Source organism: Streptococcus parasanguinis (assembly GCF_015556095.1).
Classification (GTDB): Bacteria; Bacillota; Bacilli; order Lactobacillales; family Streptococcaceae; genus Streptococcus; species Streptococcus parasanguinis_Q.
This window is the reverse complement of record NZ_JADNLT010000005.1, coordinates 39,472-54,140: the sequence shown is the minus strand read 5'-3', so window position 1 is coordinate 54,140 and position 14,669 is coordinate 39,472. Positions and strand designations below refer to the sequence as shown.

Below are 14,669 nucleotides of genomic sequence, written 5' to 3'. Positions count from 1 at the left end.
CACAGATCTGTTCCGTGAGTTTTTGTTGAAAATATGCAACATTAATTTTTTCTTACTTTTTAGGTTTACAATAGGACTATCAAGTAAAGAAAGAAGGTTCTTCCCATGATAACCAAACTAAAAAGCCGCTTCCTCCGCTTTCTTCTCTCACATACCAGCGTCTATCTGAAGGATCAGGAACTAGCTCTCTCTGAAAAGGAGAAGTTGGATCTCTTCAAACAGATCTTTCGATCCATCAAACAAGTCCTACCAACTGATCACGTGAAGGAGGAAGGCTTATGAAACTCTTAGCTCGTAATAAAATTTTTGCCTTACTCAGCCTTTCTCGCTTTTTAAATACCCTTGGCGCTGCCATCTACAATCTGGTCTTTGTGGTCTTTGCTGCCAGTATGCCGCAACCGAGCCTAGCAGTTGGCATTGCCAATCTCATTGTATTTATTCCTAGCCTCTTTACCATTTTTGTCGGGATGAAGGCTGACCGCACGAAGAAAAAAGCTAACTGGTTGATCCGCATTGGCTATCTTCAAGCCATCCTCTTCATCCTTATTGCTCTCATGACCAAGATTCCGGGTTACCTAGCCTTTTCGATTGTTTGCTTCTTAAACATAGTTTCAGATTGTTTGAGTGATTATCGCGGAGGCTTGCAACTCCCCATCATGAAAAAGAACATCCCCGACGAGGATTTGATGGAGGCCTATTCTTTCAACCAACTACTTAGTATGGTCTGCTCGATTACTGGACAAGCTCTAGGAGTTTGGCTGCTAGCCATCAGCCATCAAAATTTTGCCCTGGTCGCTTCAATCAATGCACTGGCTTTTCTCCTGTCTTCCACTTGTCTCCTGATGAGAAAAAAGCAGCTGACACATGATCCCGTCATTGAGCCCAAAAGCAAGAATTCTTTGATACACGAATGCCAAGAGATGTACCAGAACGCTAAAAGTATTTTTGCAGATGAGGAGGTCCACCACTTTGGTAAGTTGCTCTTCTCATTGGTTCTCATCAATGCCTTAGGTGGATCCATCTCTGGTATCTACAATTTGCAACTGCTTCACTCTCCCTTCTTTCAGTTGAGCTTTAGCCAATCCCTCTTGATCCTAGAGGCTGTGACTATTTTAAGTATGGTCTGGGCTAGTCTGACACCCCACGATTATTTTTCCAAGCAATCGCTCCACCATACCCTCCTGTGGATCGCAGGTGGACTGACCATGCTTGGGCTTACAAACATCCTGATGCACTGGAACATTCTTTCCCTTCTACTCATCACTTTCCTTGGTTATCTTGTAGCAAAAATCAACCCAAAAGTTTCCAGCCTTTTAATGAGCAAATTACCCGCTGAAAAATTAGCTTCTACCTCTAGCTTTTTGGGACTGATGGTCAGCTTTGCCATGCCACTTGGGACAGCTCTCTTTTCTAGTCTAGCTATCTGGAGCCTTCCCCTAGCTTGGGGGATCTTTGCCATCCTTGGTTTCACTACCCTCCTCTTAACAACCAAATAAAAAATCCACCGTTGGGTGGATTTACTTTACATTTTTCTTAGGCGAGCGACCCGTTCAGCAATGGGTGGGTGGGTATAAAAGAGCTTTTGAAAACCGGATTCCTTTTTGGGATCGTTGATAAAGAGAGCACTACTGGCACTATCAACTTCTCGCTGCATGGGTGCACTATGATCCAGTTTCAAAAGAGCATTGATCATCCCTTGAGGATTCCGTGTCAATTCGACACTTGAAGCATCCGCTAGAAACTCCCGTTGACGAGAAATGGCTAACTGTACCAAGGTCGCCGCTAACGGAGCTAATACGATGGCAATCAAGGAAAGGATCAGAATAATAATTTCTAAACCACTGCCTCCTTCTCGATCATCATCCCGTCTACGGCCACCGCCCCACCACATCATCCGGCCACCAATGCTTGATAGCATCGTGATGGCGCTGGCAAGAGCAACTGCAATAGTGGAGATGCGGATATCGTAATTGCGAATATGGCTAACTTCGTGTCCAATAACTCCCTCCAATTCCTCACGATTCATCACAGCTAGAAGACCTGTCGTTGCTGCAACAGCCGCATTTTGAGGATTGGACCCTGTCGCAAATGCATTCATGGACGGATCGTCTACAATATAGACACGGGGCATAGGAATCTGAGCCACCATGGCCATGTCTTGGACAACATGGTAAAGTTGAGGAGCTTGATCTTCTGTCACCTCGCGTGCACCATTCATTCGCATCACAACTTCCGTTGATTGAAAAATCATGCTAAAGGCATAGATGCCACCAATAATCAAAGCAAGGATGACGCCACCAAGAGAGGAGCCTAACCAGAGGTAGCCGACGGCTGCTCCGATGAGGGCCAAGAGTATGAAAAAAGCAATAAGGAGAATCCAGGTTCTCCTTTTATTGCTTGCAATTTGGTCAAACAGCATATTAGTCTCCTAATCCGCTAAAGTCCACCTTTGGTACTGCTTTTTCTTCTTCAGGCACTTGAAGGAATTCGGCTTGTTTGAAGCCAAACATTCCAGCAATTACATTTGTTGGGAAAGTTTCCAATTTCACATTGTAGTTGCTTGTCACACTGTTGTATAATTGACGGGCATAAGAAATTTTATTTTCTGTATTGGTCAATTCTTCTTGCAATTGCATGAAGTTGGTGTTAGCCTTCAAATCTGGGTAGTTTTCAGCAACCGCAAAGATGCCTGCAACTTGACGTGAAAGAGCATCACTGGCTGCCATTGCTTCTGCAGGTGAAGATGCTTGAGCTACTTGTTGGCGAAGTTGAGTGACCTTAGCAAGTGTATCTCCTTCGTACTTGGCATACCCTTTAACCGTTTCGATCAAGTTTGGAATCAAGTCATTCCGACGTTTCAATTGTACATCGATTTGACTCCAAGCTTCGCGAGTTTGCATCCGACTTTTCACTAAACCGTTGTAAACTCCTACTACCATCAACACAAGGACCACAAGGATCCCAAGAATAATCCAAATCATTTTATTGAATTCCTTTCATTTCTTTCTACCAGTATATCAAATTTCTCTTATTTTGTGGTAAAATTATCTTATGAAACCAGAAGAATTTTATACCCATTTAGCCGATTTCGGCTTCCCATTAACTGATCGACAAAAAGAACAATACGAACGCTATTTCGAGCTCCTCGTGGAATGGAATGAGAAAATTAATCTCACCGCTATCACCGAAAAAGACGAGGTCTATATCAAGCATTTCTATGATTCAATCGCCCCCATCTTGCAGGGGTTGATCGAAAACCAACCCATCCGTCTTTTGGATATCGGAGCTGGTGCAGGCTTTCCAAGTCTTCCAATGAAGATCCTTTTCCCTGAGTTGGATGTGACCATCATTGATTCCCTCAATAAGCGGATCAACTTTCTCCACTTACTAGCTGAAGAGTTAGGCTTGAGCGGAGTTCATTTCTACCATGGACGAGCTGAAGACTTTGCGCAAGACAAGGCCTTCCGTGCTCAATTTGACCTCGTAACTGCGCGCGCCGTTGCTCGGATGCAGGTCCTTTCTGAGCTGACCATTCCTTATTTGAAAGTAGGGGGGCGCCTCCTCGCACTTAAAGCTAGCAATGCTCCAGAAGAGTTGGAGGAAGCCAAAAACGCCCTCAACCTGCTATTTAGTAAGGTTGAAGACAATCTACAGTATGAATTGCCAAATGGGGATCCTCGCTACATCACTATTGTGGAGAAGAAAAAAGAAACACCCAACAAATACCCAAGAAAAGCAGGCTTGCCCAATAAGCGGCCTTTGTAATAAGATACAAAGGGCCAAGCGGATAAAGTCAAAAAAGAGGCTGGGACAAAAGTCCTAGCCTCTCAATTGTCTTTGGATTGTCGAGCAAGACGCAGTGGTTTAGTGGGCTCTACTACGCTGATTTCATCAGCTTTTACAGCCCTACTCAACTGTGCGGAGGTGGGGCGACGAAATCGAATTCTAACGAATTACCGATTTCTGTCCCACTCTCTTTTTAGTTTTGTGCGAGTTCTGCTCTTAGTACTTGGTACTGTTCCTGAGTCAGATGAACTCCCTTACTTGCAACAATCTGACTAGAGACTTTATTGGCAAAGCTTAAGGCTTGCGCGATATCTAAGCCTTCTAATCGGGCTGACAGAAAAGCTCCGACATGGCTATCCCCAGCACCTACTGTATCAACGACTTCTGCTGGGAAACCGTCCGCCTCATACCAGTTGCCATCATAGGCAACCGCTCCTTTTTCCCCCAAGGTGACAATGACTAATTGCCCCGTTCTCTGATACAAACGTTCGATGGCTGGCTGGATCTCTCTACACCCAGAAAAAGCCAGTGCTTCAGCCTCATTAACATGGAGAATCGGATGCAGATCATAAATTGCTTCCAGTCGATCTTTGGGAATCATAAGTCCGCGTGGTCCTGGTGCGAAAATCACCTGGCCTTCTAATTGCGAAACAGACTGCACCAATGCAAGACCGGTTGGCTCCTCGACTTCAAGGCCACACAAGTAGATGTAATCAAACGGATCTGTCTTGATCTCTTTTAGCCACTCTGCTCGGAAGCTATACTCCACTCCGTGATCTGATAAGAAGGTCCTCTCACCATCAGACTCTACAAAGCAATAACAGCACCCATTGGCCCCTTCTAATGAGATGGAGGAGGAAATCCCTAATTGTTTCAGCTCTCTCCGAATAAAATCACCATACATCCCAGAACCAACAGGCGAGACAAACTGGTAGGGTTGCGACAAAAAATGAAGAATATTGACGACATTAAATGCACAACCTCCCACAGACCATTGCTGGTGATCAATATGAGCATCTCCTTCACGACTCGGCAACCGATCCAAGTAGATCATCACATCACAAACGGTAGAACCAATAATTAACGCAGCTGTCATCTTTTTCTCCTTACTTTGCCTTCTATTATACCAGAGGAAACATAAAAAACAACCAATGCCTTGTGGATTGGTTGTTTCTCTTTTCAATCTCGATAAACAGGTTGAGGGCCAAAGGTTTGGGAAACCGGCATGATTTCAATCCGGTTGACATTGACATGCTTGGGCTGTTGAATAAGCCAAGACACCGTGTTGGCTATATCTTCAGGCTGAATGGCATGGGCATCTCGATAGAGAGCTTCTACTCGTTTTTCATCTCCTTTAAAGCGAACCGTCGAGAATTCAGTCCCTTCACAGAGACCAGGTTCAATATTGGTCACCCGAATCTGCTTTCCAGCTAGGTCAGCGCGCAGATTTAATGAGAACTGTTTAACGAAGGCCTTGGAAGCACCATAAACATTAGCTCCTGGATAGGGCACTGTCCCAGCAGTTGACCCCATATTGATGACATAACCGTCATTTCTTTCCACCATCTGGGGGAGGATTTGCCGGGTCAAATAGGTCAGACCGATAATGTTGGTCTGAATCATGGTCAACCAATCTACGATCTCTGCTTCATGAGCTGGAGCGAGGCCTAGGGCCAAGCCAGCATTATTCACCAAGACATCAATTCTCTCCCAAGCTTTTGGCAAACTAGCAAGGGCATGATCTACCTGAGAAGGTTCCATCACATCCATTTGCAAGGGATAAAAAGCTTCTCCCAGCTCTTCTTGAAGAGCCTGTAATTTTTCAATGCGTCTAGCTGATCCGATCACACGGTATCCATCTACTACTAAGCGACGGCAAATCGCTTGACCAAAACCAGCTGAAGCTCCTGTTACTAAAATCGTTTCTGACATGTCATTACCTCCATGGATTGTAAAAACGTCCCTGATTGAGAAAGATCAGGACGATACTCAAAACCAGAACAGCCAAGGCTGATAGAATCATCCCATAATCTTTCATTTCCATGGCTTGATGAGAATACCAGGTCCGCTTTTTATTTTTACCAAAGCGACGTAATTCCATGGCTGTAGAAATACTATCAATCCGCTCAAGTGAGCTAAAGATTAAGGGAGAGATGATTTGTAAATTGCCTTTGATCCGCTTGATCAGCTTGGCCTTTTTGGACAATTCCACCCCTCTGGCTTCCTGAGACAATTTAATCGTTTGATATTCTTCTTGTACGTCAGGAATGTAACGCAGAGTCAAGCTGACAGAATAGGCAATCTTGTAAGATACGCCAATTTGGTTGAGGCTTGAAGCAAACTGACTAGGATGGGTCGTCATCAAAAAAATCAAGGCTAGAGGTATGGTACAGACATACTTAAGAGCTAGATTAAAAAGATAAAAGAGTTCCTGCGAGGTGATACTATAGGAACCCCACCCCTTCATCAGTATAGTCTTTGCCCCGTAGATCTCTACACCATACTGGGGGGCAAAGAGATAGACCATGACAACATTTAACAGTGCAAAAACAAGAGCAAATGCAAGTACAAATGAAATATCCCGAAATCGAATACGAGCTGTAGAGAATAAAAGCAAGGCGCCTACACCAATTCCTAGAAGGAGCCGGGTATCATAACTCAACATGGCCGCAAGAGATACAAAAAGAAGAAAGAGTAACTTACTCGCACCTGAAAGGCGATGAAGAAAACTCGTCCCCTCATGGTAGCCGACTAATCGATGCTTCATGACCTACTCCTTTCTGTTGCATATAAAACTGCGTTAGCGCCAAGGGATCCATTCCTAATCGATTGGCTAAGGCAAAAATCGAAGTCTCTTTGAGATTAGCCTCTTGTAAAATATCCGGATGAGTGAACAGCTCTGCAGGTGAGAGATCAGCTAGAATTTGTCCGTCTGATACCACAAGTGCACGATCAGAATAATCCAACATCAGTTGCATATCATGGGTAATCATGACAATGGTATGGCCTTTTTCTTGCAAGCTATCTAGAAATTCCATGATTTCAGTGTAATTGCGTTGGTCCTGACCTGCTGTCGGCTCGTCCAAGACCAAAATTTCTGGTCCTAAAACTAGTATAGAGGCGATGGTCACCCGTTTCTTTTGCCCATATGAGAGAGCAGAAATCGGCCATTTACGAAACTCATAGAGACCACAAGTTTTCAGTGCTTGATAGACACGCTCTTTGATGTCTTCTTCAGCGACACCCCGCAAGCGCAAACCTAGAGCAACTTCGTCAAAAATCATATTGGTCGAAATCATTTGATTGGGGTTTTGCAGGACATAGCCGACTCGCTCTGCCCGTTCCTTGACACTCTCCTGCTTGATATCTTCACCTCTAGAGGTGTATTGTCCTTCTGTTGCAATGAAGCCACAGATGGCTTTCGCAAGAGTTGATTTCCCTGCTCCATTCTTCCCGACAATCGCTAAGAGCTGCCCCTTAGGTATACTGAGGGATATATCTTTTAAGATCGGATGATTTTCTTGATAGGCAAAGGAAATCTGCTCCAACTTCAATAGTTCTTCTGCTTCTCCAGTTTTTGTAAAGGTCGCTTCTGGAATGGAACGATTCACACCAGTAAGCTCGATATCTTCTAGACGATCTAGATGCTCCAATTGATCGATATCCTGCCCTAGCTGGCGAAGAGTTGTTAAATACAGAGGTTCACGAATCCCATTTTCAGCCAGCAGTGTCGTCCTCAACAACTCATCTGGGCTCCCATTAAAGAGGATTTGCCCTTGATTGATCAAGATGACCCGATCGATCGGACGATAGAGCACATCCTCCAAACGGTGTTCGATGATAATAGTTGTTGTCCCTTGCTCTTCATGAATCTGATCAATCAGATCTATGATATCCTGACCCGATTTGGGATCTAGATTAGCCAGTGGCTCATCAAAGAGCAGGATCGGACTTTCGTCAATCAGGACACCTGCTAAGCTCACTCGCTGTTTTTGCCCACCGGACAAATCTTGTGGCCGATGATCCAAGAGCTTCATCAAATCTAAGCGTTCTGCCCAACTCTGCACACGCTCTTTCATCGTTCTCAGATCCACCATGTCATTTTCAAGGGCAAAAGCCAAGTCTTCTGCGACACTCAAACCTATAAACTGGCCATCTGTATCTTGCAAAACCGTACTGACCAAATGAGATTTCTCATAAATACTGAGATCAAAGACTTCTTTCCCCTGAATGAGGAATTTTCCACTACTGGTTCCCTTATAGATATTGGGGATAATCCCATTTAGACACTGGCCAATCGTTGATTTTCCAGAACCAGATGGCCCAACAATCAGAACCTTTTCCCCCTTATAAATGGTTAAGTTGAGATTTTTTAAAGTTGGCTCAGACTGTGCCTTGTATTGGAAGGAAAAATCCTTCAGTTCAATCATTGCTTCTTTCATTTAGTTTGCCTTTTCCCAAAAGAGCGCAAATTGGATGGCTAACTCCGCGATGCGATCCTTGCTATCTAAATCCTCATGACTAGATAAGGTTCGGATATCCCATTTTTCTTCCGAGAGGTGGTCAGCTGCATAGAAGAAATGGCAGAGCTCAAAGCCCCTATAAGCTGCTAAGGCTGCCACTGCCGAACATTCCATATCCACACAGATGGCTCCTGCTTCCTTTCGTCGCTTCATCTTGTCGATGGTTTCCCGGTAGGGTGCATCTGTCGTCCACACTTTTCCTGACTGATAAGAAACCTTGTGACTGTCCAGAAAGGCTTGGAAGAGAGGGAGGGTTTTCTTGTTTACTTCCACTTCATCACTAGCCGGAAGATAGTGGTAACTGGTCCCCTCGTCGCGAAGAGCAGCCGTTGGAATGATGATGGAGGTTGCTTCGATATCCCTGTCCAAAACCCCACAGGTTCCAAAGAGCACCAGTTTTTCCATCCCAAATTGAATCAGGTCCTCTATAATCCCCACACAGGAAGCAGCCCCAACTGGTGCATTAAAGGCACCAATCTGTTGGTCTCCAATAGTGATCCCATAGACCAGGACTTCAAAATTGGCCATGGAGGTTCTTGCAATGACCTCATGTTCATAATTTTCAAGGAGGCGAGCAAAAGTTACTCTTGAAAAGCAAGAAATGACTACTTTGGGAAATCCTTCAATTGGTTGGTGTAAGTCTTGTGGATTGATAATCGCCTGTCGATTGGCATCAAATTCTTCTAACAGCATTTCGTGCACCTCTTTCATTCTACTTCTAGGTCCCTATTATACCACAATTAGCCTAGTCATTGGTTTTTGATCAAAGGAAGGAGTATAAAAAAGAACTGCTCCCAGACGTTAGATTTTTAGGATCAAACGTCGAAGGGACAGTTCACTGCGATATTTTTTACTTGTTTTCCAACTGCGCTAATTCTAGCAAGCGTTCTTTGGACAATTTTTTGATTTCAATTTGACTAGCATCTAGCAGCTGGTATTCATCTGGCTCTAGCGCTTCTATAAGGTTCTTCAGAGCAAGAGACCCAATTGGATGGTAATTCTCTGGCTTATCCGGATCTCCATCGATCGCAACCAATAGAACTCGCCAATCAATGATACCCGCTAAGCCCACAATTTCTACATATTCTGCAGGAACATGTGGCACGCTTGGCAAGACCGTATCCGTATCTTCTGTCAAGCTATAGCTGGCTAAGAAGGCTCCTGTCTCCTCCTGTTGATAAAAACGGACTTGACTGAAATATGCTGCACTATATTGAATCTTCTTGATAAAGGCAGAGTAGGCTTCTAGTGGATGGACATGGTTCAAGACTTCCTGCACTGTATCCCGATCCAAATAGACTGGATGAGCGAAGCCTTGTACTTCAAACTCTTTTAGATCTTTTTCTTTCGTCACATTACCCAGCGTTTCTAGGATGACGACTTCATAATCAAAATGGAAAACAGAATCTGGAGTATAGCTCACGCCGTCACTGGCCACAATCTCCGTTCCTAATACTTCTGCGAGGCGACTAAGCCATCGAAGGGCCAACTGCCAATCTTCTTCTATCGCAAAAGAGGGCACCTGAATCTGATAAGACTCTTCCTCATCAAAATAGCGTAACTGCAGAGGAAGACCGCTCTTACCAAATACGATACAGTTCAAGCCTTCAAAATCATTTAAGGGACGATGAAGGGTGGCAGGATCATAGTTGTAAGTTGTTAACCCTTCAACTAATTTAAGAACTTCCTGTGCTGCGAGTACTTTCTGATAGCCAAATAAGCTCTTTTTATTTTTGATTGAAAACACGATACTCATTTGTTTTCTCCTTTGTGAAATCGCTTACCTAAAGTATAGCACAATTTTCAATCAATTTCCATATAAAAACAGCCTGAGCTTTCAGACTGTTTGTTTCCATTATGCAGGTGCTCCATCAAGCGTCTCACCGATAACGGCCAAACGCTCAGCAACCTCTGCTTGTGACAAGTTGTGTTCTTCAACATAACGATTGCGAGGGTGAACCCGGCACTCATGTGAGCAGCCACGGAGGTACTTGTCTTCGTTTTCTTCTGAGGTCAAGATGCGACGGTTACAGAAAGGATTTCCACAGTTGACATAGCGTTCGCATGGTGTTCCATCAAACCAGTCTTTTCCGACAACGCTTGGATCGACATGGTTGACATCGACTGCAATCCGCTCGTCAAAGACGTACATTTTCCCATCCCACAGTTCGCCTTGAACTTCTGGGTCTTTCCCGTAAGTGGCGATTCCGCCATGCAATTGACCGACATCTTTGTAGCCCTCACGCACCATCCATCCTGAGAATTTCTCACAACGGACTCCACCAGTACAGTATACGACGACACGCTTGTCCATGAATTTTTCCTTGTTATCACGGACCCATTGTGGCAACTCACGGAAATTGCGGATATCTGGACGAATAGCCCCACGGAAGTGTCCAAGGTCGTACTCGTAGTCGTTACGAGTATCAAGGACAACTGTATCTTCGTCTAGAAGAGCTTCTTTAAATTCTTTTGGCGACAAGTAAGCACCTGTTGTTTCAAGAGGATTGATGTCGTTATCGAAGTTATCATCCTCTAATCCAAGGTGGACGATCTCTTTCTTATAGCGGACGAACATCTTCTTGAAAGCTTGTTCTTCTTCCTCATCCATCTTGAACCAAAGGTCTTCCATACCCGGAAGGCTGTGAACGTAGTCCATGTATTTTTGCGTCGTTTCGTAGTCACCAGAAACAGTTCCATTGATTCCTTCGTCAGCCACTAGGATACGCCCTTTGAGGCCAATCGACTTACAGAAAGCCAAGTGGTCAGCCGCAAATTGTTCTGCATTTTCGATGGGAACATATTTATAGTAAAGTAAAACACGAATAGGTTTTGCCATAAGATTCTCTTTTCTAAGATTAAATTATCAGAATTTTTCATTCAACCATTCTAGTATACTCTGCCTCCATACGGGATGCAATTAATTTGACTGAAAAATAAAAGCCTGGGGTTCCAGACTTTTTTTTCGACGAAAATAAGGTTCCAACTAACTACTCTTCTTTTTCCAACTGATCCAGATAGGCTTCATAGCGTTTTTTCTCTACTTTTGCAAGCAGCATTACAACAGCATTCACACCCCCTACAATTGGGAAATTCAGTAAAAAGGTAATAGGAAGTACCAGCAAGAATTTTGAATGAAAAGGATTATGGTGATAGACAGCTTGGTTTAATTGATAATTCTGAGCCCAGATGAATAAGGAAAGAATAGAGGTCACTACTACCATACCAGTTAGATTGAGGTAGCTATAGCTGATAAACCGTACACCCAATCGTTGACAACGAACCGAATAATACAATCCTGAGACGATGAGTAAGGCTACCACCATGATTGGACTTAACGCCACCTTAGACGTAAAAATGGATCCCACACTAAAAACAGTTAAGGTAAGGAACAGAAAACCAGACGTCTCAGCTCCAGCCTTATTAGCTAAGCTTTCTTCTCGTTCATCTATGATTTGTTTGTTCAGCAATTGTAATCTCATTGCTTTCTCCTTATTCTTCATCCTCTAACTCTGCCTCTATCTTCTCTTGTTTTTTCCGATTGATAAGAGCAAGTGGTTTTTCAAGCAGATAAGTCAAGATGGCAAAGACGACGATTTCTAATAAAATTTTGACCAGATACTTGGGACTCAAGATAAAGCTCGTTGCCTCTCGCTTTCCAATCACATCCATGGCTATCAACAGCACAGCAAAGACTAGACCTGACCCAAGGCGGCTCAACCAGCTATCTCTTTCGAACATATCTCGAACATCAATCCCTGAACTGATCCTTCTCACAAAGGCATAAGCTCCCATGACAATCAAGAGAATGAGCTCTGGAATATAGGCTATTAGGTCCAAGTCCAGGATACTAGCTTTCACAAAGGCAGAGACTGCAATAAAGCAGGTCATTCCTAGAACAAGTTCCCCTGCAATTTTTCCATCAAGCAGCATGGTCCGCTCATCTTTTACAATTGGTTCTTTCTTTTGTTTCATTTATTTCCTCTTTCTATTGTTAAAACTGTTATTCCCAGAACAGTTGATCCAGCGTCTTATCCAAGGTCTTACAAATTGCTAGGCAGAGGCTGAGGGTCGGATTGTACTTTCCCGCCTCAATCAGACCAATGGTCTGACGCGTCACCCCGATGGCATCTGCAAGATCCCCCTGGGTCATATCATGCTCGACCCGGGCCATTTTTAATTTGAGATTTTTCGCCACATGTTTTTCCTTTCTTGTTTTTATAGCTCTATTATACACTATATTTTCTATTTTGCAATATATATATTACATTTTGTAAAAAATATTTTTGATAAACAAAAAAAGCCTGGTTTCTCAGGCTTTCTCTTCTTATTTATGATTAATCTTTAGACAAACTTCCGTCTTTTGTTTGGGTACGAGCATAGGCAATCAAGAGAAGAGAACCTGCAATAGCTACAACTAAAGCATTGACAGAACCTGCTACAACACCCTGAAGGAAGACCTTGTTGGCACTTTCTTTGTAGATCATCACATCCCCAATCGGTGCAATCAATCCCCAAATAAGCAAGTTGGCAATGACTTGCACAACGTTAAAGACGATCAATTCTTTCTTCGTCACTTCCCCTTTAAGTTCACCGATTTGCTTACGGAAGAAACCAACAAAGAGTCCAAACAAACCACTTGAAATGATCCAAGTCCACCATAGACCACCTGACATAGCATCCTTAATGGCATGACCAATTAAGCCCATTAAGAAACCAACAATTGGTCCAAAAACTACACTGAAGAGGGCCTGAAGGGCATATTGCAACTGAATACTCGTATTCGGTGCAGGTGCCGGAATTGGAATCATCGCAATGACCACAAAGAGGGCTGCTCCAACCCCAATGGCTACAACATCCTTAATTGAAAAAGCTTGTTTTTGTTTCATATTTTATCTCCTATTAATTTTCCATTTTTCTAATTTCGATATGCCAAGAAGCTCCAACTCCTACATTATAGGCCTTGGCAAAGGATCCCTGGTTGATGGCAAGACCAACACGGTAGAGGGAATTGATATAAAGGATTGGCTGTCCAATCCGCACATCAGCGAAAGACTTGCCATAGGTCACTTGGTTTTGGTAAACCAGCATGTCATTGTTATAGATGGTCACTTCAAAGCGTTCCCCAAATTCGGGTTCCAAATGATTAAACTCTTCCCGAGTAATCGAAGTCCACAGAGAACCAAAGCGCACATCGAGAATATCGACTGCTCCTTTAACTAAGTTCTCTTCAAAGATGGTCTCCACCACTGGAATTTCTACAATGTGTTCAACACTGAGTTCTGGACCCACTTCCTCAAAGCTGATATGGCCACTGGCTAACTTAGCTCCTGTATAGGCATAGACATCGCGCCCATGGAAGGTATAAGAAAACTCTGTATTGGCCCGGCGGTTCTTCACCTCTGAAATCTCACGAATGGCAACAATCCCTACATGTTTCTTGATGAAAGAGAGGGTCCCATTATCTGGTGTGACAATGTATTGATTTTTGGCCGTTTTGGCTACGACGCTCTTTCGTTTAGAGCCGACACCCGGATCGACGACCGAAACAAAGGTTGTCCCCTCAGGCCAGTAATCCACTGTCTGAAAGAGGCGGTAACTTCCCTCAAAGATATTATAAGGTGTAATGTCATGGGTCAAGTGGTGTATCTTGAGGGTTGGTGATTCCTCTAAGGCAACCCCGATCATAGCAGAGACAGCCCCATCCACCAGACCAAAGTCTGACTGAAGGACTAGTAAATTATTGTGCATATTTCTTCTCCATCATATCATTTTCTATCTAGCTTTTGATAGACCAATTGTCCAAGAAGATAACCTAGTAGAGCTCCAAGAAGAAGGGTCAGTATAAACCAGCTCACCGTTCCCATATTCGACGGTACCATAACGCGTTCAATATAATCCATCGACTTCCCACGGGCTAGTAAAGAAGCACGGTAACTAGCCGGTTGGATCCACATCATAAGAATGGGCCCTGTCGTCGTAAAGGAAAAGAGGAGGAAGGAAAGCGCATTGCCTAGCTTCGACTGATAGTGGCCACGGGCTGCGACCAATTCAGCCAAGAGGCCTCCAACAAGAGCAGGAAGAAAAGCTCCGGCCCCATGACGAGTGAAAAGGAAAAAAGCACCAATCACAAGAGCAACGACTAGAATGGCTCCTGTTCGTTGAATTTTTTCAACATAGACTCGATAGATGGCTCCACCAACTAGAGCAGAGAAGGCTGGAGCATAAAACATGTTGCCTCGATGATCAACCAGACTTCCAAGCAGGACGCCTAAGCAAATAGCAAGAAAATACAAGCCTGCAAAGGCCGCAACCTGCTTAAACTGATGTTTCTGTATTATTTTCATGTATCTATCCCAT

General features: G+C 43.8%; 18 protein-coding genes. 3 read left to right on the top strand and 15 right to left on the bottom strand.

Annotation, left to right across the window (positions count from 1 at the left end; translation table 11 throughout):
- Window positions 1–105 precede the first annotated feature (105 nt).
- Window positions 106–282 (top strand): hypothetical protein, encoded by a 177-nt coding sequence (locus I2E70_RS06340; protein WP_195424038.1) that lies wholly within the window; start codon window positions 106–108, stop codon window positions 280–282.
- On the top strand, window positions 279–1,496 hold the full coding sequence (locus tag I2E70_RS06335; RefSeq protein ID WP_195424036.1) for an MFS transporter: 1,218 nt from the start codon (window positions 279–281) through the stop codon (window positions 1,494–1,496). The genes I2E70_RS06340 and I2E70_RS06335 overlap by 4 nt, the downstream gene beginning before the upstream one ends.
- Window positions 1,497–1,522: 26 nt before the next feature.
- On the opposite strand, the gene htpX is transcribed toward I2E70_RS06335, so the two are convergent.
- Window positions 1,523–2,419: a zinc metalloprotease HtpX gene (gene htpX, locus I2E70_RS06330; protein ID WP_195424034.1), complete on the bottom strand. Its 897-nt coding sequence runs from the start codon at window positions 2,417–2,419 to the stop codon at window positions 1,523–1,525.
- 1 nt (window position 2,420) lies between these two features.
- Window positions 2,421–2,981 carry a LemA family protein gene (locus tag I2E70_RS06325; protein ID WP_061564262.1) on the bottom strand — a complete coding sequence of 187 codons (561 nt, stop codon included), beginning with the start codon at window positions 2,979–2,981 and terminating at the stop codon, window positions 2,421–2,423.
- A gap of 70 nt (window positions 2,982–3,051) precedes the next feature.
- On the opposite strand from I2E70_RS06325, the gene rsmG reads away from it, so the two are divergent.
- On the top strand, window positions 3,052–3,765 hold the full coding sequence (gene rsmG, locus I2E70_RS06320; protein WP_195424033.1) for a 16S rRNA (guanine(527)-N(7))-methyltransferase RsmG: 714 nt from the start codon (window positions 3,052–3,054) through the stop codon (window positions 3,763–3,765).
- 214 nt (window positions 3,766–3,979) lie between these two features.
- Here rsmG and I2E70_RS06315 read toward each other — a convergent pair whose 3' ends face one another.
- The 13 genes from I2E70_RS06315 to I2E70_RS06255 all read right to left on the bottom strand — a co-directional run bounded on the left by I2E70_RS06315 (window position 3,980) and on the right by I2E70_RS06255 (window position 14,656).
- A complete protein-coding gene (locus I2E70_RS06315; protein ID WP_195424032.1) occupies window positions 3,980–4,882 on the bottom strand; it encodes a carbohydrate kinase family protein in 903 nt (300 codons plus the stop codon).
- An 83-nt stretch (window positions 4,883–4,965) separates the two neighbouring features.
- The gene (locus I2E70_RS06310; protein WP_195424031.1) at window positions 4,966–5,718 is read right to left on the bottom strand and encodes an SDR family oxidoreductase; all 753 of its coding nucleotides are present in this window, start codon (window positions 5,716–5,718) and stop codon (window positions 4,966–4,968) included.
- A 4-nt stretch (window positions 5,719–5,722) separates the two neighbouring features.
- Window positions 5,723–6,553 carry an energy-coupling factor transporter transmembrane component T family protein gene (locus I2E70_RS06305; RefSeq protein WP_195424030.1) on the bottom strand — a complete coding sequence of 277 codons (831 nt, stop codon included), beginning with the start codon at window positions 6,551–6,553 and terminating at the stop codon, window positions 5,723–5,725.
- On the bottom strand, window positions 6,525–8,228 hold the full coding sequence (locus I2E70_RS06300) for an ABC transporter ATP-binding protein (protein ID WP_195424029.1): 1,704 nt from the start codon (window positions 8,226–8,228) through the stop codon (window positions 6,525–6,527). Before I2E70_RS06300 ends, I2E70_RS06305 begins: the two co-directional genes overlap by 29 nt.
- The gene (locus I2E70_RS06295) at window positions 8,229–9,002 is read right to left on the bottom strand and encodes a nucleoside phosphorylase (protein WP_195424028.1); all 774 of its coding nucleotides are present in this window, start codon (window positions 9,000–9,002) and stop codon (window positions 8,229–8,231) included.
- A 157-nt stretch (window positions 9,003–9,159) separates the two neighbouring features.
- Window positions 9,160–10,065: a DUF4299 family protein gene (locus I2E70_RS06290; protein WP_021153739.1), complete on the bottom strand. Its 906-nt coding sequence runs from the start codon at window positions 10,063–10,065 to the stop codon at window positions 9,160–9,162.
- Between the two features lie 99 nt (window positions 10,066–10,164).
- Window positions 10,165–11,148 carry a rhodanese-related sulfurtransferase gene (locus I2E70_RS06285; protein ID WP_195424026.1) on the bottom strand — a complete coding sequence of 328 codons (984 nt, stop codon included), beginning with the start codon at window positions 11,146–11,148 and terminating at the stop codon, window positions 10,165–10,167.
- A 151-nt stretch (window positions 11,149–11,299) separates the two neighbouring features.
- The gene (locus I2E70_RS06280; protein ID WP_195424024.1) at window positions 11,300–11,791 is read right to left on the bottom strand and encodes a DUF6773 family protein; all 492 of its coding nucleotides are present in this window, start codon (window positions 11,789–11,791) and stop codon (window positions 11,300–11,302) included.
- A gap of 10 nt (window positions 11,792–11,801) precedes the next feature.
- Window positions 11,802–12,284 (bottom strand): DUF6773 family protein, encoded by a 483-nt coding sequence (locus I2E70_RS06275; RefSeq protein WP_195424021.1) that lies wholly within the window; start codon window positions 12,282–12,284, stop codon window positions 11,802–11,804.
- A 28-nt stretch (window positions 12,285–12,312) separates the two neighbouring features.
- On the bottom strand, window positions 12,313–12,507 hold the full coding sequence (locus I2E70_RS06270; protein WP_003005328.1) for a helix-turn-helix transcriptional regulator: 195 nt from the start codon (window positions 12,505–12,507) through the stop codon (window positions 12,313–12,315).
- Window positions 12,508–12,646: 139 nt separating this feature from the next.
- Window positions 12,647–13,198 (bottom strand): ECF-type riboflavin transporter substrate-binding protein, encoded by a 552-nt coding sequence (locus tag I2E70_RS06265; protein WP_195424018.1) that lies wholly within the window; start codon window positions 13,196–13,198, stop codon window positions 12,647–12,649.
- Between the two features lie 13 nt (window positions 13,199–13,211).
- Window positions 13,212–14,060, bottom strand: coding sequence for an SAM hydrolase/SAM-dependent halogenase family protein (locus tag I2E70_RS06260; protein WP_195424015.1), 849 nt, complete (start codon window positions 14,058–14,060; stop codon window positions 13,212–13,214).
- Window positions 14,061–14,077: 17 nt separating this feature from the next.
- Window positions 14,078–14,656 (bottom strand): MptD family putative ECF transporter S component, encoded by a 579-nt coding sequence (locus I2E70_RS06255; protein WP_195424012.1) that lies wholly within the window; start codon window positions 14,654–14,656, stop codon window positions 14,078–14,080.
- Window positions 14,657–14,669: the final 13 nt, after the last annotated feature.

What these genes read in the sequence shown, in the direction of transcription:
- I2E70_RS06340 (WP_195424038.1), top strand. Translation starts at nt 106, where the DNA reads ATGATAACCAAACTAAAAAGCCGCTTCCTCCGCTTTCTTCTCTCACAT.
- I2E70_RS06335 (WP_195424036.1), top strand. Translation starts at nt 279, where the DNA reads ATGAAACTCTTAGCTCGTAATAAAATTTTTGCCTTACTCAGCCTTTCT.
- htpX (WP_195424034.1), bottom strand. Translation starts at nt 2,419, where the DNA reads ATGCTGTTTGACCAAATTGCAAGCAATAAAAGGAGAACCTGGATTCTC.
- I2E70_RS06325 (WP_061564262.1), bottom strand. Translation starts at nt 2,981, where the DNA reads ATGATTTGGATTATTCTTGGGATCCTTGTGGTCCTTGTGTTGATGGTA.
- rsmG (WP_195424033.1), top strand. Translation starts at nt 3,052, where the DNA reads ATGAAACCAGAAGAATTTTATACCCATTTAGCCGATTTCGGCTTCCCA.
- I2E70_RS06315 (WP_195424032.1), bottom strand. Translation starts at nt 4,882, where the DNA reads ATGACAGCTGCGTTAATTATTGGTTCTACCGTTTGTGATGTGATGATC.
- I2E70_RS06310 (WP_195424031.1), bottom strand. Translation starts at nt 5,718, where the DNA reads ATGTCAGAAACGATTTTAGTAACAGGAGCTTCAGCTGGTTTTGGTCAA.
- I2E70_RS06305 (WP_195424030.1), bottom strand. Translation starts at nt 6,553, where the DNA reads ATGAAGCATCGATTAGTCGGCTACCATGAGGGGACGAGTTTTCTTCAT.
- I2E70_RS06300 (WP_195424029.1), bottom strand. Translation starts at nt 8,228, where the DNA reads ATGAAAGAAGCAATGATTGAACTGAAGGATTTTTCCTTCCAATACAAG.
- I2E70_RS06295 (WP_195424028.1), bottom strand. Translation starts at nt 9,002, where the DNA reads ATGCTGTTAGAAGAATTTGATGCCAATCGACAGGCGATTATCAATCCA.
- I2E70_RS06290 (WP_021153739.1), bottom strand. Translation starts at nt 10,065, where the DNA reads ATGAGTATCGTGTTTTCAATCAAAAATAAAAAGAGCTTATTTGGCTAT.
- I2E70_RS06285 (WP_195424026.1), bottom strand. Translation starts at nt 11,148, where the DNA reads ATGGCAAAACCTATTCGTGTTTTACTTTACTATAAATATGTTCCCATC.
- I2E70_RS06280 (WP_195424024.1), bottom strand. Translation starts at nt 11,791, where the DNA reads ATGAGATTACAATTGCTGAACAAACAAATCATAGATGAACGAGAAGAA.
- I2E70_RS06275 (WP_195424021.1), bottom strand. Translation starts at nt 12,284, where the DNA reads ATGAAACAAAAGAAAGAACCAATTGTAAAAGATGAGCGGACCATGCTG.
- I2E70_RS06265 (WP_195424018.1), bottom strand. Translation starts at nt 13,198, where the DNA reads ATGAAACAAAAACAAGCTTTTTCAATTAAGGATGTTGTAGCCATTGGG.
- I2E70_RS06260 (WP_195424015.1), bottom strand. Translation starts at nt 14,060, where the DNA reads ATGCACAATAATTTACTAGTCCTTCAGTCAGACTTTGGTCTGGTGGAT.
- I2E70_RS06255 (WP_195424012.1), bottom strand. Translation starts at nt 14,656, where the DNA reads ATGAAAATAATACAGAAACATCAGTTTAAGCAGGTTGCGGCCTTTGCA.